Origin of the sequence: Paenibacillus sp. FSL R5-0341, from assembly GCF_037975235.1 — a bacterium.
Lineage (GTDB): Bacteria > Bacillota > Bacilli > Paenibacillales > Paenibacillaceae > Paenibacillus > Paenibacillus amylolyticus_A.
The window spans coordinates 5866735-5891150 of the sequence record NZ_CP150241.1 but is presented as its reverse complement, the minus strand read 5'-3'; the positions used below and the strand labels follow the sequence as shown (position 1 = coordinate 5891150).

General features: G+C 47.7%; 24 protein-coding genes and 1 riboswitch. All 24 genes read left to right on the top strand.

The genetic code is table 11. From position 1 onward, the window contains the following. Nucleotides 1–83: 83 nt before the first annotated feature. The 24 genes from MKX75_RS26555 to MKX75_RS26440 all read left to right on the top strand — a co-directional run bounded on the left by MKX75_RS26555 (nt 84) and on the right by MKX75_RS26440 (nt 24311). On the top strand, nt 84–1304 hold the full coding sequence (locus MKX75_RS26555) for an FtsW/RodA/SpoVE family cell cycle protein (protein WP_062836952.1): 1221 nt from the start codon (nt 84–86) through the stop codon (nt 1302–1304). A 270-nt stretch (nt 1305–1574) separates the two neighbouring features. Then, on the top strand, nt 1575–2795 hold the full coding sequence (locus MKX75_RS26550) for an FtsW/RodA/SpoVE family cell cycle protein (RefSeq protein WP_339167456.1): 1221 nt from the start codon (nt 1575–1577) through the stop codon (nt 2793–2795). Between the two features lie 256 nt (nt 2796–3051). Next, nucleotides 3052–3711, top strand: a complete 660-nt coding sequence (gene spoIIR, locus MKX75_RS26545) for a stage II sporulation protein R (RefSeq protein WP_339167454.1) — start codon at nt 3052–3054, stop codon at nt 3709–3711. Nucleotides 3712–4050: 339 nt separating this feature from the next. After that, nucleotides 4051–5148, top strand: coding sequence for an L-threonylcarbamoyladenylate synthase (locus tag MKX75_RS26540; RefSeq protein ID WP_339167452.1), 1098 nt, complete (start codon nt 4051–4053; stop codon nt 5146–5148). Between the two features lie 175 nt (nt 5149–5323). Further along, nucleotides 5324–5884, top strand: a complete 561-nt coding sequence (locus tag MKX75_RS26535) for a manganese efflux pump MntP family protein (RefSeq protein WP_076332549.1) — start codon at nt 5324–5326, stop codon at nt 5882–5884. A 58-nt stretch (nt 5885–5942) separates the two neighbouring features. Beyond that, nucleotides 5943–6515: a low molecular weight protein arginine phosphatase gene (locus MKX75_RS26530; protein WP_062836957.1), complete on the top strand. Its 573-nt coding sequence runs from the start codon at nt 5943–5945 to the stop codon at nt 6513–6515. A 96-nt stretch (nt 6516–6611) separates the two neighbouring features. Then, nucleotides 6612–6693: riboswitch (ZMP/ZTP riboswitch) on the top strand. A 141-nt stretch (nt 6694–6834) separates the two neighbouring features. Further along, entirely contained in the window at nt 6835–7428 is a 594-nt protein-coding gene (locus tag MKX75_RS26525) for a TIGR01440 family protein (RefSeq protein WP_062836958.1), read from the top strand. A 41-nt stretch (nt 7429–7469) separates the two neighbouring features. Further along, nucleotides 7470–8717, top strand: a complete 1248-nt coding sequence (gene glyA / locus MKX75_RS26520) for a serine hydroxymethyltransferase (protein ID WP_167350929.1) — start codon at nt 7470–7472, stop codon at nt 8715–8717. A gap of 428 nt (nt 8718–9145) precedes the next feature. Further along, a complete protein-coding gene (gene upp, locus MKX75_RS26515) occupies nt 9146–9775 on the top strand; it encodes a uracil phosphoribosyltransferase (protein ID WP_017691929.1) in 630 nt (209 codons plus the stop codon). A gap of 50 nt (nt 9776–9825) precedes the next feature. After that, entirely contained in the window at nt 9826–10983 is a 1158-nt protein-coding gene (wecB, locus tag MKX75_RS26510) for a UDP-N-acetylglucosamine 2-epimerase (non-hydrolyzing) (protein ID WP_062836960.1), read from the top strand. 186 nt (nt 10984–11169) lie between these two features. Next, entirely contained in the window at nt 11170–11424 is a 255-nt protein-coding gene (locus MKX75_RS26505; protein ID WP_024632723.1) for an AtpZ/AtpI family protein, read from the top strand. Next, nucleotides 11417–11794 carry an ATP synthase subunit I gene (locus tag MKX75_RS26500; RefSeq protein WP_062836961.1) on the top strand — a complete coding sequence of 126 codons (378 nt, stop codon included), beginning with the start codon at nt 11417–11419 and terminating at the stop codon, nt 11792–11794. Before MKX75_RS26505 ends, MKX75_RS26500 begins: the two co-directional genes overlap by 8 nt. A 45-nt stretch (nt 11795–11839) precedes the next feature. Next, nucleotides 11840–12658 carry a F0F1 ATP synthase subunit A gene (gene atpB, locus MKX75_RS26495; protein ID WP_062836962.1) on the top strand — a complete coding sequence of 273 codons (819 nt, stop codon included), beginning with the start codon at nt 11840–11842 and terminating at the stop codon, nt 12656–12658. 78 nt (nt 12659–12736) lie between these two features. After that, a complete protein-coding gene (atpE, locus tag MKX75_RS26490) occupies nt 12737–12961 on the top strand; it encodes a F0F1 ATP synthase subunit C (protein WP_017691934.1) in 225 nt (74 codons plus the stop codon). 115 nt (nt 12962–13076) lie between these two features. Then, nucleotides 13077–13565, top strand: coding sequence for a F0F1 ATP synthase subunit B (atpF, locus tag MKX75_RS26485; RefSeq protein ID WP_062836963.1), 489 nt, complete (start codon nt 13077–13079; stop codon nt 13563–13565). After that, the gene (locus MKX75_RS26480) at nt 13562–14110 is read left to right on the top strand and encodes a F0F1 ATP synthase subunit delta (protein ID WP_062836964.1); all 549 of its coding nucleotides are present in this window, start codon (nt 13562–13564) and stop codon (nt 14108–14110) included. The genes atpF and MKX75_RS26480 overlap by 4 nt, the downstream gene beginning before the upstream one ends. 16 nt (nt 14111–14126) lie before the next feature. Next, the gene (gene atpA / locus MKX75_RS26475) at nt 14127–15641 is read left to right on the top strand and encodes a F0F1 ATP synthase subunit alpha (RefSeq protein WP_047840700.1); all 1515 of its coding nucleotides are present in this window, start codon (nt 14127–14129) and stop codon (nt 15639–15641) included. Nucleotides 15642–15850: 209 nt separating this feature from the next. Beyond that, a complete protein-coding gene (atpG, locus tag MKX75_RS26470) occupies nt 15851–16723 on the top strand; it encodes an ATP synthase F1 subunit gamma (RefSeq protein ID WP_036612560.1) in 873 nt (290 codons plus the stop codon). A 95-nt stretch (nt 16724–16818) separates the two neighbouring features. Continuing rightward, entirely contained in the window at nt 16819–18222 is a 1404-nt protein-coding gene (gene atpD, locus MKX75_RS26465; protein ID WP_047840699.1) for a F0F1 ATP synthase subunit beta, read from the top strand. Between the two features lie 60 nt (nt 18223–18282). After that, a complete protein-coding gene (locus tag MKX75_RS26460) occupies nt 18283–18687 on the top strand; it encodes a F0F1 ATP synthase subunit epsilon (RefSeq protein ID WP_062836965.1) in 405 nt (134 codons plus the stop codon). A gap of 608 nt (nt 18688–19295) precedes the next feature. Further along, on the top strand, nt 19296–19553 hold the full coding sequence (locus tag MKX75_RS26455; protein WP_076332551.1) for a DUF1146 family protein: 258 nt from the start codon (nt 19296–19298) through the stop codon (nt 19551–19553). 521 nt (nt 19554–20074) lie between these two features. Next, complete coding sequence (murA, locus tag MKX75_RS26450; RefSeq protein WP_082762960.1) at nt 20075–21421, top strand: UDP-N-acetylglucosamine 1-carboxyvinyltransferase; 1347 nt, start codon at nt 20075–20077, stop codon at nt 21419–21421. Between the two features lie 463 nt (nt 21422–21884). Then, a complete protein-coding gene (spoIID, locus tag MKX75_RS26445; protein ID WP_339167446.1) occupies nt 21885–23225 on the top strand; it encodes a stage II sporulation protein D in 1341 nt (446 codons plus the stop codon). A 345-nt stretch (nt 23226–23570) separates the two neighbouring features. Beyond that, nucleotides 23571–24311, top strand: coding sequence for a M23 family metallopeptidase (locus MKX75_RS26440; RefSeq protein ID WP_339167444.1), 741 nt, complete (start codon nt 23571–23573; stop codon nt 24309–24311). Nucleotides 24312–24416 lie beyond the last annotated feature (105 nt).

Genomic DNA, 24416 nt, shown 5'->3' with positions numbered 1-24416 from the left:
TTCCGCGGGTTTTCTTTTTGCCGTGAAATCCTCTACAATGAGATATACCGAAGATTTCTGAATGCTTGGGGGAACATAATTACATGCTACACAAATTTAAAAAGATAGACTATTCTATTGTCTTTATACTCGTTATTCTGATGGGTATCAGTATTTTGTCGATTTACAGTACAACGTTTGGTCGTCCAAAGCTGGAGGGACTCCCGAAAAGCGCAGTGATCTTTTATATTTTGGGGTTCGTGGTCTTTTTTGGGATGTCGATGATCAACTATAAATTCATAATCAAAAATTATTTATATATCTATGGCGTGGGTATGCTCCTCCTCATATTCGTTATGTTCTTTGGTAAGGAGTATTACGGGGCAAAAGGTTGGCTGTCCATCTTCGGGGTCAGTTTGCAGCCTGCTGAATTGTTCAAGTTATGCCTGATTGTGTTTTTATCGGCCTTTTTGGCCCGAAAGAAGAATCGCCCGCTCTATTTTGGGCGTGATGTTATTCCGATTTCTCTCTGTGTTCTGCCTCCGTTATTACTTGTATTGCTACAAAATGACTTGGGAAATGCGTTAAGCTATGTAGTCATTCTTGTGGGTCTACTATGGATTGGTAACATTAAATTTACGCATGCCCTCATTGGCTTTATGATCGCAGTGGCTGCTTTTATCGGTGGTACACAGGCGTATATTCATTACCATGATGAGATTGTTAAATTTCTGAATGACATTGGACGTTCGCACTGGGCGGATCGTTTTGACCCTTGGCTCGTACCAGAGCTGACCTCAAGAGATGTGCTCTGGCAGACGTATAATGCGAAGCTTGCGATTGGTTCTGGCGGTATCACGGGCAAAGGGTATATGGAAGGCACGACGATTCAGTCAAATCGGGTGCCGCTGGCCTATGCTGACTCCATCTTCGTACAGATTGGGGAGGAATTCGGCTTCATCGGTGCCTCGGTGTTGCTTCTCCTGTACTTTATCCTGATTCACAGGCTGGTGCTGATTGCACTGGAATGTAAGGATCGCGCGGGGCCTTATCTAATTGTAGGTATTATAGCGATGTTGCTTTACCAAATCTTTGTCAATATTGGTCCGTTCATTGGTCTGATGCCATTGACAGGGATTACCTTACCGTTCATAAGTTCGGGTGGTACCTCCATTATGATCAACATGATCAGTATGGGGATTGTGATGAGTATCAAGGTTCACACGGAAGAAAACGAGGATATTCTCGGCTCTGCGGAACAACCAAGTATTACAGATTTGGTCATGAAATTGCTAAGACGCAAGCCATCCCAGCAAGAGCAATAAATCTCTCGAATTAAACCGTGAAATAACACGTCAGGTATTCGCATATGAGTCCGTTAACTATAAAACCCTGGAACAGATCAGCCTAATTTACATTGGGATGGATGTTGCAGGGTTTTTATTGTTTTAAGGTGTAATTCAAGCCCATTGAATAGTTCACTTTTAACCTGAAGCGATCCAGATTTCCATTTCATTATCCAATTATATACAATGGTAATATTGAGTTTAATTGGAAATGATAGAATGTTAGATTTCAGGGGGCTGGACGGAGTCATGTTGAGAATGCTGAAAAAGATGGACGGTGTGATTCTTTTTGTAATGCTGTTGCTCATGATTATAAGTATATTTGCGATTTACAGCGGGACGCAGACGGATTCCAACCTGGCGAATCATCATGTCAAAACGATTTATTTCTATATAGCCGGGTTTATTGCGGTGCTTATGATCGGGCTTGTGAATTACAAGTTATACGTGAAATATGCGTTTTATTTGTATGGGCTGGGAATTATACTACTGATCCTGGCCAATGTCCTAGGCAGTTCGATCAATAATGCCAACGGCTGGCTGAAGCTGAGCGACAATTTTTCTTTTCAACCGGCAGAGCTGTTCAAGATGATTCTGATTCTGTTTCTCGCCCATTTGATCGTGAAGAGACAACGAGGTACGCTGGAGTTCTGGAAAGACATTGTGCCGATTGGCTGCTGGGCGTTTATTCCGTTTGCCCTGGTTATGGCTCAGAATGACTTGGGTAATGCGCTGGGATATGTGGTTATTCTGGCTGCAGTGTTATGGATCGGGAATATGAGACTGAAGCACGCATTGATTGCGCTGGCGATTGTGGGAGTGGCGTTCTTTGGCTTTGTTAAGGCTTACACCTTCTATCATGATGAAGTATTCACTTTTCTTGAAAAGATAAAACGTGAGCATTGGGCGGAACGGATTGACCCATGGCTTGTACCGGAAAAGGCTACCTCCAAGGCTTCTTGGCATACGAAGAATGCAGGTTTAGCTATTGGTTCAGGGGGCATCATCGGCAAAGGGTATTTACAAGGAACATCCGTTCAAAGTGGACGAGTCCCCTATACGTATTCTGATTCCATTTTTGTCGTGATCGCAGAGGAGTTTGGGTTTGTCGGTGCATCCATACTGATTCTGTTGTACTTTATTCTGATCCACCGCATGGTGCTGATTGCTCTGAAATGCAGAGATCGCGCGGGACCTGTCATCATTGTAGGCATTATCGGGATGTTGTTGTATCAGGTGTTCGAGAACGTGGGCGCGTTCCTCGGACTGATGCCGCTCACAGGTATTACCTTGCCGTTCATCAGTTATGGGGGAACCTCTTTGCTTATTAATATGGCTTGTATTGGTGTAGTCATGAGCATTAAGTTGTACGGGCAAGAAGAGGAGGATGAACTTCTGATGGGGGAGCAGCAACCCCGGTTATCGGAACGTTTATGGAATATGCTCAAGAAAGAGAAAAGTGCGGTGTAACTGTTGAATCGGTATAGGTGAAAAGTTAAGCGATGAAGCGTATAACGTGATCGTACTTAGAAATAAAGAGGTTGATTTGCCCTGTAACCAAGTGCAGATCAGCCTTTTTATTATGACTGGTGAGCGAATGTAAATCATAGGATCGATTTAGTAGATTTATTGCAAATGCTAGGTTTACTTCCGATTCTCCGGGGCATACTGATAGACATGAGAGAGTTGCAGCCAACGTGATCAGAGAGCCGAGGGGGAGAGCGGAATGAACAGACGAATCGTAAAGCAAATTGGACTTATTATTGTATGTCTTATGATGATTATCATGATGTGGGAAGGTCAGAAAACGGATGCAGCTGTGGCAGCCGCAGCGATTCCGGAACAATCGATTCGCTTGCGTATTCTAGCAAACTCGGATGCACCGGGAGATCAATTGGTGAAACGCGAGATTCGGGATGCTGTCGTTGCTCAGATGGGCGAGTGGGTAGCCGAGTTGGAGAATCCGCAAAGTCTGGATGAAGCGCGCCAGGTCATTCGTGAGCATTTGTCCGAGATTGAGAATAAAGTCGGGGAAGAGCTGACCAGTCGTGGCTTGCATTATGCATATCAGGTGGAGCTGGGATCTGTTCCGTTCCCGACCAAACTATATGGTGGTACTGTCTATCCTGCTGGCGATTATGAAGCGGTTCGGATCACGCTGGGCGAAGGCAAAGGTCAGAACTGGTGGTGTGTGTTGTTCCCGCCGCTGTGCTTCATTGATGCAGGGACTGGTGATGCCCTGGCGAAACCTTCAACGGTATCGGCTACAGCAGCTGAATCTGGAGATGCAGAGGCAACCGTACAGGGAGATACACCGGAGGCGAGATTCTTTCTGTGGGATATGGCTGTGAAACTGTGGAGTTGGGTGACTAGTTTATTCTCATAACAACGAATTTATACTACAGGTAAGGGCGACTTCGATTCATGAAGCAGCCCTTTTGATATGAAATGGTGGTGAAGTTACATTGAGACCCATATGTGGAGTGAAGTGTGAAGGGCATCCGAGGCGGGACAGGTATGTTATAATTACTTATAGTGAATATGGATATGAACTAACCTACTTGAAACTTAGGAATGATGATATATGAGCAGAGAAAACGAACCTGTGCAACACACCTCTGAGTTGAGGAATAGTAGAGAAGACCGTGAGACGAAAACTCCGGGAGAGCTGGTTACCGAGATGTGGGATGTACGCGTCTTGGTGAGCGCTGAGAATGATCATGGAATGGGTAATATTGAAACGGTGGCTGTGAAAAAGGGGAGCGCCGATCAACAGGCGCTCGCCGACTTGCAGGCTGCCGCAGCCTGCATTCGTCAAGGTCAGACGGTGGCCTTCCCGACCGAGACGGTCTATGGCTTGGGTGCTGATGCGCGTAGCACGGCAGCCGTGGAGGCTGTATTTGTCGCCAAAGGCCGACCTTCTGACAATCCACTGATCGTGCATATTGCGCACCGTGACCAGTTGGACGCTCTGGTCACGAAAGTGAACGAAACAGCCGAAGCGCTGATGGCGGCCTTCTGGCCGGGACCACTGACGCTCGTGTTGCCGGTTAGGCCGGGGGCGGTGTCCCCACGTGTCACCGCCGGTCTGGACACGGTGGCCGTGCGCATGCCGGACCATCCGGTGGCCTTGCAGTTGATCGCGGCGGCGGCGTGCCCTGTGGCTGCGCCAAGCGCCAACCGCTCCGGGCGGCCAAGCCCGACACTCGCGTCTCATGTGCGCGAGGATCTGGATGGCCGCATCGGCGGCATCGTGGACGGCGGCCCCACCGGGGTGGGCGTCGAGTCCACGGTTGTGCAGGTCGGTGACGACGGTACCGTCACCATCCTGCGCCCTGGCGGCATTACGGCGGAACAGCTGTCCGCCGTTGCCGCCCGTGTCGCCACGGACCCCGCGCTACTCGCGGAGGGGTCCGATGGCGTGGGCAGCCCGGCGCCGCGCTCGCCGGGCATGAAGTACACGCACTACGCACCCGCAGGGGCGCTGTGCGTGGTGGAGGGGCCGCCCGCAGCGGTGGCGGCCTGGATCAGCGCCGCCCTCGCAGAGGCGGCGCAGCGCGGAGAGCGCACCGCGGTGCTGGCGTTCGCCGAGCACGCGGAGCAGTACCGCGCCGATGCCGTGTTCTCGCTGGGCGACGCCAGCGAGCTGGAAGAAGCAGCGCGCCGGCTATACGCCGCGCTGCGCAGCTGCGATGAGCAGGGCGCCACATATATTGTGGCTGAAGCCTGCTCACGCGAAGGGCTGGGAGCAGCCGTCATGAATCGGCTGCTCAAGGCTGCGGGGAACCAACTCATACAAGTTGGCAACCAGCAGCCCTCGTAACCTCTCCTGATCATATTTCAGGAGAGTGCTCAACTTTTTTTAAACAACATCAATATACCTATAAAGCCTACATCAAAATCCATAGATCCGTCGCCGTTTACCTTTCATCGGTCATGTTTGAGTCCTTGTCCGCATAACGTGTACAAGAACCTTTACGTGACTTGGGGGTATGGGGATGTGGGATGTGTCTGCCCATGTAGGGCAGTTGGTAACCATTTTGATCATGGCTGTTGCGCTTGGCCTCGATGCGTTCTCGCTCGGAATCGGAATTGGCATGAAGGGTATTCGGCTGCGGGATGTATTGCGGATCAGTACAGTAACAGCGCTGTTTCATATCATCATGCCGCTGATCGGCATGTACATGGGCAAATACGTCAGCTCGCTGCTGGGTGACATTACGACCTATGCGGCAGGTGGATTGCTTATCCTGCTGGGCGGTCATATGATTCTGAATGCATTCCGAGAAGGCGATACGAAGCTGGTGGACCACCGTTCCCTGCTCGGCGTCGTTTTGTTCTCCCTCAGTGTAAGTGTAGATTCGTTTTCTGTGGGTGTTTCACTAGGGATGTTTAGTAGTGATCTGGTATTGACCGTACTTGCTTTCGGCCTGTGTGGCGGGGTGATGTCGGTTATGGGTCTGCTATTAGGTCGCCGGGTGAGCCGGAATCTTGGTGATTACGGCGAAGCCATTGGTGGCGCAATCTTGCTTGCGTTTGGACTTTTGTTTATATTTTAGAATAAAACTTGAGAAATCATATCATTCGCATCATATGTAAAATGGGGAGGCTAACACAATGAAACATATTTTATTCGTATGTACAGGAAATACGTGCCGCAGCCCCATGGCAGAGGGGCTTTTGCGAAAATTGGCATCGGAGCGCGGCATTCAGGTAGAGGTTCGCTCCGCAGGTGTGGCAGCAACGTCGGGTATGCCGATTTCGCGTCATGCTGAAGCGGTTTTGAGAGATCATAACGTTGAAGGTCCACCGCATTCCACACAGCTTAGCTCCAACTTGGTGGGTTGGGCTGATCTGGTTCTTACCTTAACACGCAGTCATAAGCAGCATGTCATGCAGGTATTTCCCGACTCGGTCCACAAAACCTATACATTGAAAGAATATGTGGAGGATGATGAACAGGTATTGAATGATGTTCAGGAATTGGACAGCCTGTTTGCGACGCTGGAGATGAAACGTGCCCTTGGGCAAGAGATCCTGGCATCGGAGCGTGAGCGAGCCATCGAGATCAGACAACGAATTCCAAGTTTCGACATCTCTGATCCGTTTGGTGGCAGCCGTGATGATTACAATATCGCTGCGGCCGAGATTCGGACCGCATTGGACCGGCTTTTGGATAAGCTGGGATAATTCTGATCCTGCGGGGCAGGTTATAAAAACAGGACACATGATGTAAATTAACCGTTGATTTTAGCCGCGGGTTGTTTTATGATGAAGGGGAAAACAGGGATCCGGTGTAACTGGCGACGAAGTGGGCATAACCACGATGGAGCACCGGAACAAACGGCCGGTCGCCTGGGCAAAAGAGCAATTCTGCGTTACCCGCAGACTGCTCTTTTTTTCGTCTTTCATCTGATTATTCGCTATAATAGTACCTGAGATGCCGTGCAAGAATACGAAGGATAACCAAGTTAAAGCGGGCATGATTTTATCGGGAGGCGATGATAGGATGACTATTGAGTTAGATTCGGAACAACCCGGATTGCAGGAACAGACCGCATCCATTCTGCATGAACTGGCGCTTGCCGGACAGCTTGGGCCTGGACAGATCGTTGTGATCGGTACAAGCACAAGTGAAGTTGCAGGCCAGCGGATTGGTACGAGTGGTGCCATTGAGGTGGCGCAGCAGCTTCTTGCGGGTATACGCGAGGTGCAGGAGGAGTTCGGTTTTGACACAGTATTCCAATGTTGTGAGCATCTGAACCGTGCGCTGGTAATGGAACGTTCTGTGCTTACTCGTCTTGGATTGACTGAGGTTGGTGCAGTACCCGTGCCCAAGGCCGGAGGTTCAATGGCATCCGCAGCATATCGTTCGCTGACCGATCCATGCCTGGCCGAACATGTGCAGGCCCATGCGGGACTGGACATTGGGGAGACGATGATTGGAATGCATCTAAGGCATGTAGCCGTACCCTTTCGTACAGCGCTCCGTTATGTTGGAGATGCACGTGTGACCACAGCGTTGACTCGTCCGAAGTTGATTGGCGGCGAACGCGCGGTGTATCGTATGGAAGAACAACCAGATTCGACATTTTGTGACTAACATATTCAACCTACTTCACTATACTTGGGAGGAATTTAATCATGGAACAATTGCGCAAGAATGACCCGGCAGTACTGGAAGCGATGAATCTTGAACTGAAACGTCAACAGAACAACATCGAACTGATTGCATCCGAGAACATCGTAAGTGAAGCAGTAATCGAAGCATTGGGATCTGTTCTGACCAACAAGTATGCTGAAGGATATCCAGGCAAACGTTACTATGGCGGTTGTGAACATGTGGACATCGTTGAAGACATCGCGCGTGATCGTGCAAAAGAATTGTTCGGAGCAGAACACGTGAATGTTCAACCTCACTCCGGCGCACAAGCAAACATGGCAGTATATCTTGCAGCGTTGAAGCCTGGTGATACTGTACTCGGTATGAACCTTGCCCATGGTGGTCACCTCACACACGGTAGCCCGGTTAACGCATCCGGTTTGCTGTACAACTTCGTAGCATACGGCGTACAAGAAGACACATTCCTGATTGATTATGATGAAGTGCGCAAAGCGGCTTTCAAACACCGCCCTCGTCTGATCGTTGCAGGTGCAAGTGCATATCCGCGTACCATTGATTTTGAAAAGCTGGCTTCCATCGCCAATGATGTAGGCGCATTGTTCATGGTGGACATGGCTCATATCGCAGGACTGGTTGCTGCTGGATTGCATCCAAGCCCAGTTCCACATGCGCATTTCGTAACAACAACAACACACAAAACGTTGCGTGGACCTCGTGGTGGTATGATTCTGTGCCGTAAAGCATGGGCAGCAGCAATTGATAAAGCCGTATTCCCTGGTTCCCAAGGTGGACCTCTGATGCACGTGATCGCTTCCAAAGCGGTAGCATTCGGTGAAGCTTTGCAACCATCGTTCAAAACGTATGCAGAGAATGTCGTGAAAAACGCACAGGTTCTGGCTGAAACACTGATCGCTGAAGGATTGAACATCGTATCCGGTGGTACAGATAACCACTTGATGCTGATCGACACACGCAGTGTGAACATCACAGGTAAGGAAGCTGAGCATGTGCTTGATTCCATCGGTATTACCGTGAACAAAAATGCAATCCCATTCGACCCTACAAGCCCGTTTGTAACGAGCGGTATTCGAATTGGTACACCTGCTGCAACTTCACGTGGCATGAACGAAGAAGCGATGGTCGCTATTGGTAAGATCATTGCTAAAACGCTGAAAAATCCAAAAGATACAGCGAAGCTGGATGAAGCTCGTGCAGAAGTGACTGCACTGACAGACCAATTCCCGCTCTATACCGACCTTAAATACTAAAAACTTTGCTCATGCTGTTTGTATTTGAGATGTTCTTAAAATGGGATACAAAAAAACGAAGCAGACAGAATGAGACCGCAGAAGCGAAGCGTTCGCCTTTATCCCCGGATTTTTCCCTTGTTAAAAGGAGAATAAAAAAAATCTGGGGATAACAGCGATCGAAGGATCATTCTGTAGGCGGAGTGCCATTGTATTCATCATTTTCATTTTCTCAACGACATAACAACATGAGCAAAACAGGACCGGATGGATCATTTTCCGGTCCTGTTTTTTATAGGATTCGGTATTCTGTAATGATTGGGTGCCCTTTGATGGTGTAATTCGTTGTTGGTGATGATATAATATACAGGATTTATCGAGCCCATGAATGGTGGCTAGGTATATTTGGAAATGCTGAACATGAAGAACTTACCGGAGGGACAAATTAGATGGGAAAATTAGTAATATGTGATCACCCTTTGATTCAACACAAACTGACGTTTATACGCGACATGCGTACGAATACGAAAGATTTTCGTGAATTGGTGGATGAAGTAGCAACGTTGATGGCTTATGAGATTACAAGAGATGTGGAACTGGAAACGATTGATGTACAGACACCTGTAGCGGCAACACAAGGTAAAGTTATCTCTGGACGTATGCTCGGACTGGTGCCGATTCTGCGTGCAGGACTTGGGATGCTGGATGGCGTTGTGAAATTGTTGCCAGCGGCAAAAGTTGGACATGTTGGTCTGTTCCGTGACCCGGAAACACTGCAACCGGTAGAATACTACACCAAACTGCCTACAGACGTAACAGAGCGTCAATTGATTGTGATTGATCCGATGCTCGCGACTGGCGGTTCGGCCATTGCAGCCATTGACGTGCTCAAAAAACGTGGCTGTACTCAAATTAAGATGATGAACCTGGTGGCAGCACCGGAAGGCGTTAAAGCTGTACAGGATGCACATCCCGATGTGGATATCTATGTAGCAGCACTGGACGACCGTCTGGATGATCATGGTTACATCGTTCCAGGACTTGGAGATGCAGGAGACCGTCTATACGGCACTAAATAAGCATATTGCATGCTTGTAATCGGAACTTATAGAAAAGGGGCTTTGCTCGAATGTCCAAGAAAATTAAAGTCATGACGATTTTCGGGGTGCGTCCGGAAGCCATCAAGATGGCTCCGCTTATTTTGGAATTGCAAAAACATCCCGAGTCTATTGAATCTATTGTTTGCGTAACTGCGCAACATCGCCAGATGCTGGATCAGGTACTTGAAGTTTTCGACATTCATCCCGATTATGATCTGGATGTAATGAAAGACCGCCAGACATTGAATGAAATTACAATTCGTGTGCTTGGCGGTTTGGAGCCAGTGTTAGCCGAAGCTAAACCGGATATTGTACTGGTTCACGGGGATACATTGACTACCTTTGTAGCGAGCTATGCAGCATTCCTGCAACAGATTCAGGTAGGGCATGTGGAAGCGGGACTGCGGACGTGGAACAAGTTGTCTCCATATCCGGAAGAGATGAACCGTCAGTTGACGGGAGTACTGGCTGATCTACACTTTGCGCCTACGGATTGGTCTTCTTCCAATCTTGCCAAAGAAAATAAATCGGAGTCTAGTACGTACGTCACAGGCAACACGGTAACAGATGTGTTTCAATATACAGTACGGGAGGACTACAAGCACCCGGTACTTGATTGGGCCCAAGGCAAACGCCTTGTGCTGATGACAGCTCATCGCCGTGAATCTCAGGGCGAGCCTCACCGCAACATTTTCCAGGCCGTCAAACGGATTGCCGACGAATTTGAAGATATTGCCATCGTGTACCCGGTGCATCCAAGTCCTGCTGTGAAGGAGCCGGCTCACGCGATCTTGGGGAATCATCCCCGTATTCAATTAATTGATCCACTAGACGTGGTGGATTTGCATAACTTTTACCCGCATACTCACTTGATTTTGACCGATTCAGGCGGTTTGCAGGAAGAAGCGCCTTCGTTTGGTGTGCCTGTACTCGTATTGCGCGATACAACAGAGCGCCCGGAAGGTATTGAAGCTGGAACGCTGGAACTGGTTGGTACGGAAGAGGAACGTGTATATGAACGGACCAAAGCTCTGCTTACAGACGAAACACTGTATGCAAGCATGAGTCAGGCTGCTAATCCATACGGTGATGGACATGCTTCGGAAAGAATTGTCAATGCGATTTTGCACCATTTCGGTGTAAATAGTGACCGTCCGGAATCATTTCACAGAAAATTCAAAAAATAATACATTTTTTCTGACGGATTTATAAAGGGCATAGCATACAGTTAAACTGTACGGTTTACGCGGGTTTATGGGCTTTGAGGGTCTATATTCCCGTCGTTTTCCCCTTTAAAACGCTAAAATCATTCAATTGACAAAGGCTCTCATCATTCAGTAAAATTAACTGGGATTGCAAGGGTGGCGTGGAAAATGGCCGATTCGAACAAACCAAATTCATCCCGTAACCATGACGATAATGTATGGAAAGCGATGGGACTCGTGACAGCTTTTGGGATCGAGATTGCCATTCTCGCTGTTGCCGGATATTACGCTGGCTCCTGGTTGGACAAGACCATTGGAGGTAACGGAATATGGATCGCCGTAAGCGTTCTCTTTTTTCTTGCGGCAGGCGGTGTAAGCATCTACTTTATCGCGAAAAAATTCATGGGGGAAAGTGATGAGTGAACTAACCAGATACCGCAGATCGATGACTGTTTTCATCATGTACTTTCTTATGATTTGTTTTCTCGCAGCGGCCTTTATGCCACGTGTGGAGACAATTGCTTTGGGACTAGCCCTGGGTACAGGAATTAGCTGGATCAATGCATTTTACTTGGGCTACAAAGTAAGGAAAATGTCTGATGATGCGGCAGAAGGTAACTTGAAGCGTGTGAACCTGGGATTTTTGACAAGAGCGGCACTCGCTGTGCTCGGTATATTCATATCGATGCGCTTCCCGCAGTACTTCAATACATATGCGGTTGCAGGCGGTCTCGTCATTGCACAATTTTCCTTACTGATTATAGGGATTGTCCATTCCCGCAGAGCAGAATGATGTTAGGTGCTGCAGCTTTCAAGTCGAGAAAGGGGTGAGAAAAATATGCATGAAGCTCCAATTATTATGCTTGGCGGATTTCGACTGGATCTATCGGTTGTGTTGATGCTGGTAGTTACAGGTGCCCTTGTTTTTATTTTTGCTGTACTGGCCACACGAAGACTATCCGTTGAAAACCCCGGCAAGCTGCAAAATTTTATGGAGTGGGCAGTAGAATTCGTCCGCAATCTGATTTCCAGTACAATGGATATGAAGAAAGGTAAACATTTTATCTCTCTCGCTCTTTCCATGATCATGTTCATTTTTGTAGGAAACATGCTCGGACTTCCGTTCCAAGCGGTAACTGCAGTGGACAGCGCAGAACATGCGCAAGTGTTCGGTCAGCCGATTGTTACAGCGGTGGAGGCGTTTGAAGAAGCGCATGCCAAGGATCCGGAAGCACATCCACACGTTGAACTGGCCTGGTGGAAATCACCGACAGCCGATTTGTCTGTAACGATGGGACTCGCTCTCGTAGCGTTCCTTGTATCGCATGGACTCGGATTGTTCCGCAACACCAGAGGATATCTCCAGCATTACCTGAAGCCATTCGCTTTGTTCTTGCCAATCAACCTGATTGAGACGGCATCCAAGCTGTTGACACACGGTATGCGTCTATTCGCGAATATCTTCGCAGGTGAGGTACTGATCGCAACGATCCTGAAACTGACCACATTCAAAGTGTTTGGTGCTATTGCAGCGATTCCGCTACTAATGGTGTGGCAAGGCTTTAGTATCTTTATCGGCGCGATCCAGGCATTTGTGTTTGTTATCTTGATGATGGTGTACATTTCACAGAGCATCGAGACGCACGACGAGCATTAAGTTTCAAGCCCTACGAAGATTTCTTCACCAGGCTGAACAATAAAAAATTCGATTTAACATTTTAAGGAGGATATACAAATGGGAGCAATGGCATTAATCGCAGCAGCAATTGTTGCAGGACTGGGCGCGTTTGGCGCAGGTATTGGTAACGGTATGGTAATCAGCAAAACGGTGGAAGGTATTGCCCGTCAACCGGAAGCAAAATCCACTCTTCAAACAACAATGTTTATCGGTGTAGGTTTGATCGAGGTATTGCCGATCATCGGTGTGGTACTCGCGTTCATGTTCTACGGTATGGCTTAATTTAATTTTAAAGGTTTGGCGGGGAAGGCCATAGCCATCCGCGCCTTCTTTTTAGGTAATGTCTGCTACGTGCAGATGAACGTTTCAAGGATACCTCCAGGAAGGAGTGAACAGATTGAGTTTCATATGGGAAAATACGCTTCTTGCGATTATTGCATTCGCAATTTTATATTGGCTGCTTAGCCGTTATGCTTTCGGTCCTTTGTTCTCCATTATGGAAAAACGTCGTGAACTCGTGTTGACGCAGATGAATGAGGCTGCACAGACTCGGGAACAGGCCATTGCCTATGTGGAGGAACAAAAACAAGCTCTTGAGCAAGCGCGCAAAGATGCTTACGACATCATTGAACAATCCAAACAAACGGGTGGCAAACAAGCTGAATCGATCTTGGCTGATGCGAAAGCAGAAGCTAATCGTCTGAAAGACGATGCAGTACGTGAGATCGAGAGCGAGAAGAACAAAGCAGTCGCAGCGCTTCGCAGCGAGCTGGGTACAGCTTCCGTTCAGATTGCATCCAAGTTGATCAAAAAAGAAGTTGAGAACGGTCCTGCACAAGAAGAACTTGTGAACCAATACCTCAATGAGGTAGGAGGCCGACAATGAGCCGCGATACTATTGTTGCCAAGCGTTATGCGAAAGCATTGTTCGAAGTTGCTCTTCAGCAACAGCAGGTGCTTGAGGTTGAACAGGAACTGGTTGCAGTAGTCAGTGCATTGACCGGAGATGCTGATATCGAGAAATTTATCGTATCCCCTAATATTTCTGATGAAGCCAAACAGAACGTGCTTCACTCAAGTCTTGATGGTAAGGTATCCGAGTCTGTTCTTCGTACAGTCTTGTTGTTGATTGAGCGCGGACGCGTTGAATTGCTGGGAGACTTGCTGAATGATTATCGGAAAATCCAAGGTGAGTCGCTCGGCATCGCTGATGCGCGTGTCTACTCGACTTATGCATTGAATGATGAAGAAAAAGAAGCGGTAGCCCGTGAATTCGGTGGCCGTGTGAATAAAAAGATTCGTATCGAGAACATTGTTGATCCGACTCTGCTGGGCGGATTGAAAGTCGCCATTGGCGATACGATCTATGACGGCAGCTTGGCTGGCAAGCTCGAACGTCTTGAGCAGTCTTTTAACAGACGAGTACAGTAGATTGGGGTGAGGACACTTGAGTATCAAACCAGAAGAAATCAGTACATTAATTAAGAGCCAAATCGAACAATACAAGACCGATATCGATGTAGTCGAAGTCGGAACGGTAATCGAGGTTGGTGATGGTATCGCTCGTGTTTACGGACTTGAGAACGTCATGTCCAACGAGTTGGTTGAATTCCCAAGCGGTGTTATGGGACTCGCCATGAACGTGGAAGAAAGCAATGTCGGTGTCGTTATCCTGGGACCTTACTACGATATTCGTGAAGGCGACCAAGTGAAACGTACTGGTCAAATCATGCAAGTGCCTGTAGGCGAAGCATTGATTGGACGCGTTGTGAACCCACTCGGTATTCCAGTAGATGGCAAAGGGCCAATCGCTACAACGGAATTCCGTCCAGTTGAAGGTAAAGCACCAGGCGTAATGGATCGTAAATCGGTTCATGAGCCGATGCAAACAGGTATCAAAGCCATTGATGCAATGGTACCAATCGGTCGTGGACAACGTGAGTTGATCATCGGTGACCGTCAAACAGGTAAAACATCCATCGCAATTGATGCGATCTTGAACCAAAAAGGTAGCGGCATGAAGTGTATTTATGTGGCTATTGGTCAGAAACAGTCTACAGTTGCTCAAGTTGTGGAAACTCTTCGTCGTAAAGGCGCAATGGAGTACACGATTGTTGTAACTGCAGCAGCTTCCGATCCATCACCACTCTTGTACATCGCACCGTATTCCGGTTGTTCGATGGGTGAGTACTTCATGTACAAAGGCGAGCACGTTCTGGTTATCTATGATGACTTGACCAAACAAGCCTCTGCATATCGTGAGCTTTCCTTGTTGCTTCGTCGTCCACCGGGCCGTGAGGCTTATCCGGGTGACGTCTTCTACCTGCACTCCCGTTTGCTGGAGCGTGCTGCGAAGCTGAATGATGAACTTGGTGGTGGTTCTTTAACCGCACTTCCGTTTATTGAAACACAAGCTTCCGACGTATCGGCATACATTCCAACGAACGTAATCTCCATCACGGACGGACAAATCTTCCTGGAAGCTGACTTGTTCAATGCTGGACAACGCCCGGCGATCAACGTAGGTATTTCCGTATCCCGTGTCGGTGGTTCTGCTCAGATCAAAGCGATGAAAAAGGTTGCAGGTTCCCTGCGTCTCGACCTCGCTCAATATCGTGAGCTTCAAGCGTTCTCCCAGTTCGGTTCCGATCTGGATAAAGCGACTCAGGCCCGCCTGAATCGTGGTGCACGCATGATGGAAATCCTGAAGCAAGGTGTTAACCAGCCTCTGCCTGTTGAACAACAGGTTGTCAGCTTGTACACTGCGGTTAAAGGATTCCTGGATGAAATTCCAACAGGTGATGTTACTCGTTTCGAGCGTGAGTTCCTCGCGTTCATGGAGAGCAGCCATCCGGAGATTCTTGCATCCATCCGTGATACTAAAGAATTGACTGCAGACAACGAAAATGCACTGAAAGGTGCAATTGAGAAGTTCAGAAAGAGCTTTGCTGTCTCTGTCTAAATAAATGATTGCAGGTGCGGAGTTGTCTAACCGATTCCGCATGTCTGCATGTAATACTTTGACTCTGTCAAAAAAGATGATGCTTACGATGTAGTTTTGACTCTGTCAAAACTAGTGGTGATGCTTACGAAGTAACTTTGACCCCGTCAAAGTAGGGTTGTGCTTACGATGTAGTTTTGACTTTGTCAAAACTTTAAGGTGGTGAAATCATGGCAAAAGGCATGCGCGAAATTAAGCGGCAAATTAAAAGCGTACAAAGCACCAAGCAGATCACCAAAGCAATGGAGATGGTAGCTGCTGCAAAACTGCGTAAAGCGCAGGAAAAAGCGGAAGCAGCCCGTCCTTATTCGGAGAAACTGAAAGAAGTTGTAGCGAGTATTGCATCAAGCACGCAAGGTATACAGCATCCGATGCTGGAGAGCCGTCCGGTCAAAAAGACAGCTTACCTAATCATTACATCGGACCGTGGTCTTGCAGGTGGATACAATGCGAACGTTTTGCGTCAGGTTAATCAGACGCTCAAAGAGCGCCACAACTCCCAGGATGACTACGAATTGTTCGTCATTGGACGTAAAGGACGCGATTACTTCAGACGTCGTGAAATTGCGATGGCATCCACAACAACGGATCTGTCGGATTCGCCTTCATTTGCAGACATCAAATCCATCGCACACGAAGCTGTTCATGGGTTTGAGCTGGCTGAATTTGATGAATTGTACATTTGTTATAACCGCTTTGTGAATGCGTTGACCCAGATTCCTACGGTAGAAAAACTTCTTCCGATGGAAACACCTGAGGTAACTGCTGCGGAAGGACCAACGGCAAGCTACGAATACGAGCCGTCTGCTGAAGCTGTACTGGAGGTATTGCTTCCGCGTTACGCGGAAACGCTGATCTATGGTGCACTTCTGAACGGTAAGGCAAGTGAGCTCGGCGCGAAAATGACGGCAATGGGTAATGCAACCAAAAATGCATCCAAACTCATTAATGACTTGTCATTGACTTATAACCGTGCCCGTCAAGCGGCGATTACGCAGGAGATTACGGAAATTGTGGCAGGTGCCAACGCAGCACAAGGCTAACCGTTTTTTTATTAATGAAGGCTTGCAGAGCAAAGATAAACGAACGGTACATTATTTTTGCAAAAGTAGCAGGCTTGTAGGAGGGGAACGTTAAGATGAACAAAGGACGCGTTGTGAGCATCATGGGTCCGGTTGTTGACGTCGAGTTTGATCGCGGCGGTCTGCCGGAAATCCTCAATGCCATTACGATCACTACAGTAAGTGAGAGCGGCGTTAGTGTAAACCTTACACTCGAAGCTTCGAAACATCTGGGTGACAACCGAGTACGTTGTATTGCGATGTCCTCCACGGATGGACTTGTTCGTGGTATGGAAGCTTTAGATACAGGAGCGCCAATCTCTGTACCTGTCGGAGAAGCAACACTGGGTCGTGTATTTAACGTACTCGGCGAAGCAATTGATACTGGCGGTGCTGTAGCTGCTGAGCACAAGAACCCGATTCACCGTTCAGCACCTGCATTTGATGAACTGACTACCCAAGCAGAAATGCTGGAGACAGGAATCAAAGTTATCGACTTGCTCGCACCTTACGCTAAAGGTGGTAAAATCGGTCTCTTCGGTGGTGCCGGTGTAGGTAAGACGGTAACCATTCAAGAATTGATCAACAACATCGCACAAGAACACGGTGGTATCTCCGTATTCGCCGGTGTTGGTGAGCGTACACGTGAAGGTAATGACTTGTATCACGAGATGAGTGATTCCGGCGTTATCAACAAAACAGCAATGGTCTTCGGACAAATGAACGAGCCTCCAGGCGCACGTCTTCGTGTAGCCCTCACAGGTCTGACGATGGCGGAATACTTCCGTGATGAAGAAGGCCGTGACGTGTTGCTCTTTATCGATAACATCTTCCGTTTCACCCAAGCCGGTTCAGAAGTATCTGCCTTGCTTGGACGTATGCCTTCCGCGGTAGGTTACCAACCTACGCTGGCAACAGAAATGGGTCAATTGCAAGAGCGTATCACTTCAACGAAAAAAGGTTCTGTAACATCCATCCAGGCCATCTACGTGCCTGCGGATGACTACACTGACCCGGCTCCTGCAACGACGTTTGCTCACTTGGATGCAACGACGAACCTGGAGCGTAAAATTTCCGAGATGGGTATCTACCCTGCGGTAGATCCGCTGGCATCCAGCTCCCGGATATTGTCCCCTGAAGTTGTAGGTGAAGAACACTACAGCGTAGCTCAAGGCGTTAAACGTATCTTGGCGCGTTATAATGAATTGCAAGATATCATTGCAATCTTGGGTATGGACGAGTTGAGTGAAGAAGACAGAGCGCTTGTATACCGTGCTCGTAAAATCCAACGTTTCTTGTCCCAGCCTTTCCACGTTGCTGAAGCATTTAACGGTATCCCAGGTAAATACGTTCCGGTTAAAGAAACGGTGCGCAGCTTTAAAGAGATTCTCGAAGGTAAGTATGATGATCTTCCGGAAGCAGCTTTCCTCTTTGTTGGTACAATTGAAGAGGCAGTGGAGAAAGCCAAAACACTGGTTTAGTCTGAATCCAGGATTGTCCTTATGTGGGCTATCCTTCGGATAGTTTCAGGAGGGATGGAATTGAGCACCTTTTTGTTGGAAATTGTAACACCCGAGCGTCTGGTATATTCAGAACAAGTGGATAGCATCACGGCTCGTGGTATTGAAGGGGAACTGGGCATTCTGCCTGGTCATATTCCTATGGTTACACCTTTGCAGATTGCACCAATCTATATTCGTAACGGAAAAGAAAATAAACAAGTTGCTATCGGTGGCGGGTTTATCGAAGTACGTAAAGATAAGGTTGTTGTACTTGCAGAGAGTGCTGAATTCCCGGAAAACATTGATGTGGATCGTGCGCGTGCGGCGAAAGAGCGGGCAGAACGTCGGCTTGCAAGCCAAAGCAATCAGGATCACTTTGACCACCGTCGTGCAGAGATTGCTCTGCAAAAAGCGGTTAACCGGATTAATGTATTCGGCAAATAAACGATTCTTGGAAGCTCGGCGGCTTAGTCTGCCGGGCTTTTTTGAGTTTAATAGATAGAATTGTTTTATCGAATATAGTAAAACAACCGGCTTCAAATTCCGCGACATTCCTTCATTAAGCAGAAGTTTCTTAAGCAGATTATTCACCTATTTATGAGGATTTGAATAGAATGTAGGACTAAAGTAGTGGGCGCATTTACCACTGAGAGAACCATTTTTTTCATGGGGGAATTCTAATTATTTCCGAGGAAATGACAGAATCGATATCGAAATAGCGCTCTTTTATGTCGTTTTAGTCACAAAATCCCGGCATTTTAAAATTAAAATATTTTAGAAGTGGAAATCAATGTAATTGACAATGTATGATGAAAGAGCCTATATTCCATAGAGTCAGCAGAAGCAGGAAGCTGCGTAGTAGATTCCATAGTCATGCACAGCCGCATTGTTGCTGCTCGGTGATTGGGCATCAGGAGATTCCTGCCTGGCAGGAGTAAATCTGACAGTACGCTCAGCATGTTATGTTCAAGGCATTCCAGTATACTAACAAGTTATGGGTGCTGGGCATATGATATGCTGATCGCTGCAACAAATGTGGAGGTAATGAATATATGGATACTGATCTGACGAATCAGGTGAATCAGGCGCTAAGCACCAATGGCTTGGTCTCAATTATCGTCTCCCTGTTATGTATAGCGTTGTCTTGGTGGGCTTTGCAGAATCTCAAACTGGATTTGATCATCAGACAGCCACGGGGTGCTCAGGGAAGACTGTTACATTTGTTGCTCGCCATCATTTTGGGGCACGCCGTTGCTGGCTTTGTCATTGACTACTTGTCCTGGACCCAAATGTTGAAGAATTTGTTTTAATGTTGAGATGGTTGGTTAATCATCTGTTAGGATCTTCAAGGAGCTCATTGTCGAATAACATCGATTAATTGTGTTAACAATTAGAGTATGAGTTGTCGGTAAAGAAATTAAGAAAAAAATGTGACGTGAAATTGGATGAATTTGAGATGTTTTATGTAAAAATGCTTGTATCGTACAATTCAACAATGTTATGATGGAAGTTAGGGAATTCACAATTGTTCACTTATTTTGTAGTTATAAACGGGATATCCGGTTGATGCCGGCTAATAACCATCCCACTTTGTCTGTTCTGATGCTCTGCTGGCTTGTAAGACACTGATTTTACATGCTGAATAGCAAGAGGCACGGCACATGGTATCATTGATATGGATTATAAAAACCAATTCTTTTCTGAACAGACATCTGTGGCAACATGCCAGAATATGTCGAAATTCCACACACAGCAACAGTCCTTTCTAGCATAGTGGGGCTTACGTATTCCGGAATGAAGAAAAGGGAATAAAAGCGCGGAGGGAACCATGATGAGCAAATTTATCGTCCGCGGTGGCAAAAGGTTGACCGGAAGTGTCAAAGTTAGCGGCGCTAAAAATTCTGTTCTTCCGATCATCGCTGCCTCTCTCTTAGGGGAAGAAGGACAAAGCGTTATTATTGACGCGCCTCCTCTAGACGATGTGATGACGATTAACAAGGTGTTGGAATCGCTGGGAGCGGGAGTTACATACCGGGACGAAGTGATTACCGTAAATGCGGAGAAACTTACTTCCTGTGAAGCCCCGTATGAATGGGTAAGTAAAATGCGGGCGTCTTTCCTGGTCATGGGGCCTTTGTTGACGCGAATGGGTCATACAAGAATCTCACTTCCTGGTGGATGTGCCATCGGTACACGACCTATTGATCAGCATTTGAAAGGTTTTGAAGCCATGGGCGCAGAGATCAGCTTGGGCCAAGGTTATATCGAAGCTCGTAGCCAAGGTCGGTTGCGTGGCGCGAAAATTTATCTGGATGTGGCTTCCGTAGGTGCCACTCAAAATATTATGATGGCTGCAACATTGGCCGAAGGCGTAACTGTTCTGGAGAATGCGGCAAAAGAGCCTGAAATTGTGGATCTTGCCAACTTCCTGAATGGAATGGGTGCCATTGTACGTGGTGCTGGTACTGGAGTGATCCGCATCGAAGGTGTGGAGAAACTGACAGGCGTAACACACACCGTTATTCCGGATCGCGTAGAAGCTGGTACGTATATGGCTGCTGCTGCAATCTCAGGTGGTGACGTGTACATTGAAGGTGCAATCTCTGATCACCTGGGCTCCGTTATTGCGAAGCTTGAAGAGATGGGTGTAACGATCCAACCAGATGAGAATGGCGTGCGTGTAATCGCAGATCGTCCTCTTAAGGCTGTGGATGTAAAAACATTACCATACCCAGGATTCCCGACAGATATGCAATCCCAGATGATGGCACTCTTGCTCGCATCTGAAGGAACAAGTGTCGTGACAGAGACTGTTTTTGAAAACCGATTCATGCATGTGGATGAATTCCAATTGATGAATGCGGAGATCAAAGTTGAAGGACGTTCGTCCATCATCACAGGTAATGCCAAACTGAAGGGTGCCAAAGTAACGGCTACCGATTTGCGTGCGGGTGCCGCACTCATTATTGCAGGTCTTGTTGCTGAAGGTACAACGGAAGTGGGCGGTGTTCATCACATCGACCGTGGCTATGTACATCTTGCGGAGAAGCTTAACGGACTTGGCGCTGACATCTATCGGATCTCGGTTGATGAGCCTAAGCTGGAAGCAACCAAAGCACCTAGTGAAAAAGTGGAGAAAGAAGTACCGATGTTTAAGGTACAACCAACTTTGGCTTAACACTGGATTTCTTTAAAATGTTCTGTCGTCTGAGTCACACAGTTGTGTGGATTATGAATACGATGGAGCACATATTGTAAAAGATGATAAAGCTAAGCCATCCGGCTTGGCTTTTTTTGTGTTTATTTTCAAAAAGATTAACGAGACATTTAATACCTGATTCTATTAATAGCTGGTCCTAACTTGTATAGCATAACATTGTATTCTGTACCGATTCTGAACCAAATGAAAGAGCGTACTTAATATAGGGTTCCGTTTCCAGTCAAATACCGGTATTCGGCTACAGATCAACGTTTCTAAGATGTACATGGCAAAAGAAAGCTGGACAGCTAACGGAACGAAAAGGGCCTCGTTTCTCTTAAATCAGGTTCTATCAGATCGGGCTAGCTCATACCCTAAACTATGGATTTGAACAACACGACCGGCACTTAACCGGCCATAGACAACGGAGGGTTATATTCGAATGAAAGAAGCTCGTGTTCAGGTAAAGGTACCCCTTGTCCCTCGCCCGGGTATGCAAGAGCCGGAGGAGAATGCCGTTGCTGGAGTGGAACAAGACAAGCTTGCCTCAGCGAACTTGAGGAATATTGCATCTCAGCATGCAAAAATATCAAGTTCAAGACGGGTGTCAACAGATGAGCTAAACCGACAGGCAACCGAGCACAGCCATATACCCGTTATTGAGCTGGACCACTTCCGCCGAGTGAAGCGTCGCCGAATGCGGACATTCGGACGAAAGCCCCGATGGGGGCGTAACACGACGAGATGGCAACCCGCTGCCGCTGTATCTGCTCTATTGGCGATGGCATTACTGATTCCGGTAATTCTGGTATGGCCGCGGGCGAGCGAATCACCAAAGCCGATCCCTGCGCCAACAGATGCCAGCAGTACAAGAACCCCAGCTCCTGCGCCAGCAGTTCCTGTTACCTATCCCGAACCCCAAGTACGCGTATACCTGTCTGCAACGGGCACAACGATGAATCTGCCACTGGAAGACTATGTTACCGGCGTAGTGGCTGCTGAGATGCCAGCGGAATTCAGACTGGAGGCGTTAAAAGCGCAGGCCATTGCAGCTCGCACATTTATCGTACGAAGACTCGCTGCGAGTGATACAAGCGGTGTTCCATCGGGTGCGGCGGATGTGACGGATACGGTTAGCCATCAGGTGTTTATTCCGCCAGATCAGGTGAAAGCAGATTGGACTCGTCTAGGGAAAGCGCAGGAATGGGAGAAGCTGCAACAGGCTGTACGCGAAAGTCGAGATACGGTCATGACATATCAGGGCAAAGCGATTACCGCATCCTTTTTCTCCACAAGTAATGGGTATACCGAGAATGCGGAGGATGTATGGGGGAACGTTGTGCCGTATCTACAAAGTGTAGACAGTCCGTGGGACAAAAATCTTGCTCCAGGATTCAAACAGACCGTTACCATGAAGCGTAACGAGATTCTGCAGAAGCTGAACCTGGATGCCATTCCGGTGACCACCCAGAAGAGTGGATCGTGGATGGAAGTATTGTCTACAACCAAAGGACATCGGATTAAGGAAATGCAGATCGCTGGTGAAACATTCAGCGGACCCGAGGTCCGTAAGTTGCTTGGATTAAGATCGAGCCAGTTCAGTTGGAAGACCGCAGGAGATGAGGTTCAGATTACAACGTATGGATACGGACATGGGGTTGGCATGAGCCAATGGGGAGCAAACGGCATGGCGCAGGAGGGTCACACCGCCACCCAGATTCTCAAACACTACTATACCGGCATCTCATTCGGACAGGCATCCAAGATGCTTGCATCGAAGTAGGAGAGTGGTACAGCCAATCAAGGCTTTTCTATCACCACCCATTCCGGAGCTTTCGAGATTCGGCTATATATAGGGAGAGTGCTAGCGTATGGAGAGCGCAGGGGACAGAAAAGGCCTGTAGAAACGTAGTGTCCGCCTTTATCACCGGATTTCTCCATTAGGAGAATTAATCAGGAAATCCGGGGATAACGCCGGTCGAAAGGTTTTCTGGCCCCGAAGCGGCACACCAACTAGCTGCACACACACTCCATATATAGCACTCTCTGAAACCTCCGTGAAAATAATTAGAGTCGCGCGTGTATAAAAGAGTTGCACCCGGTAACACTTGTTACTGAGGTGATCAATATGAATGAACAAAACAAAAAAACAGGCCAAGAAGAAACTCCTAAAACAACACAAGGAGTACCGGCTAGCCAGCCCTCTTCATGGAAAAGAGCAATGTCCAAACGCTGGGTCTTCCCGGCAGCCTACATCGCAGCAGCAGGCATTATACTAACCTTAGTGTGGGTCTATCAGGGCACAGGCGACAAAACGCTGAACTCGGACCCTGCTAGCGGGGTAGTAGAAACAGGCGCATCGGCGGGTACAGAAGGAACAGCAGTAGGCAGAGAAGAAGAAAGTGTGGAAGTTGTTGCAAAGTCGGAGAATTTTGTATGGCCGGTAGCGGTACCGTCCGAAATTTCGGTAGTGAAACCTTTCTATGATAGCGAAGCTTCAACCGAGGAACATGAAGCGGCGATGGTGCAGTACAATGATACATTCATCCCGAACACGGGTGTGGATCTGGCACGTGGGGATAACAAAACGTTTGAAGTCAAAGCAGCGCTTGCCGGTAAAGTTACACGGGTTGAGCAAAATCCGCTCACAGGTCAGGTTGTGGAAATCACACACAGCGATAACCTGAAGACGGTATACCAAAGCCTGGCGGACGTCAAAGTGAAACAGGACGACGAAGTGAAACAGGGAGATGCGATTGCATCTGCTGGCGTCAATGAGTTGGGTAAAACGCTCGGCAACCACCTTCACTTTGAAGTGTACGAAGACGGACAGCCGGTTAACCCGCAAGGATATCTTCCGGAAAAATAAATGATTTTTACCGCAGCAACATGATGGGCAGAGGGTTAAACCTCTGCTCTTTTTGTGCTTTTCAGAAAATAATGGGACCTTCGAAGCTTGTCACACCTCTAAACC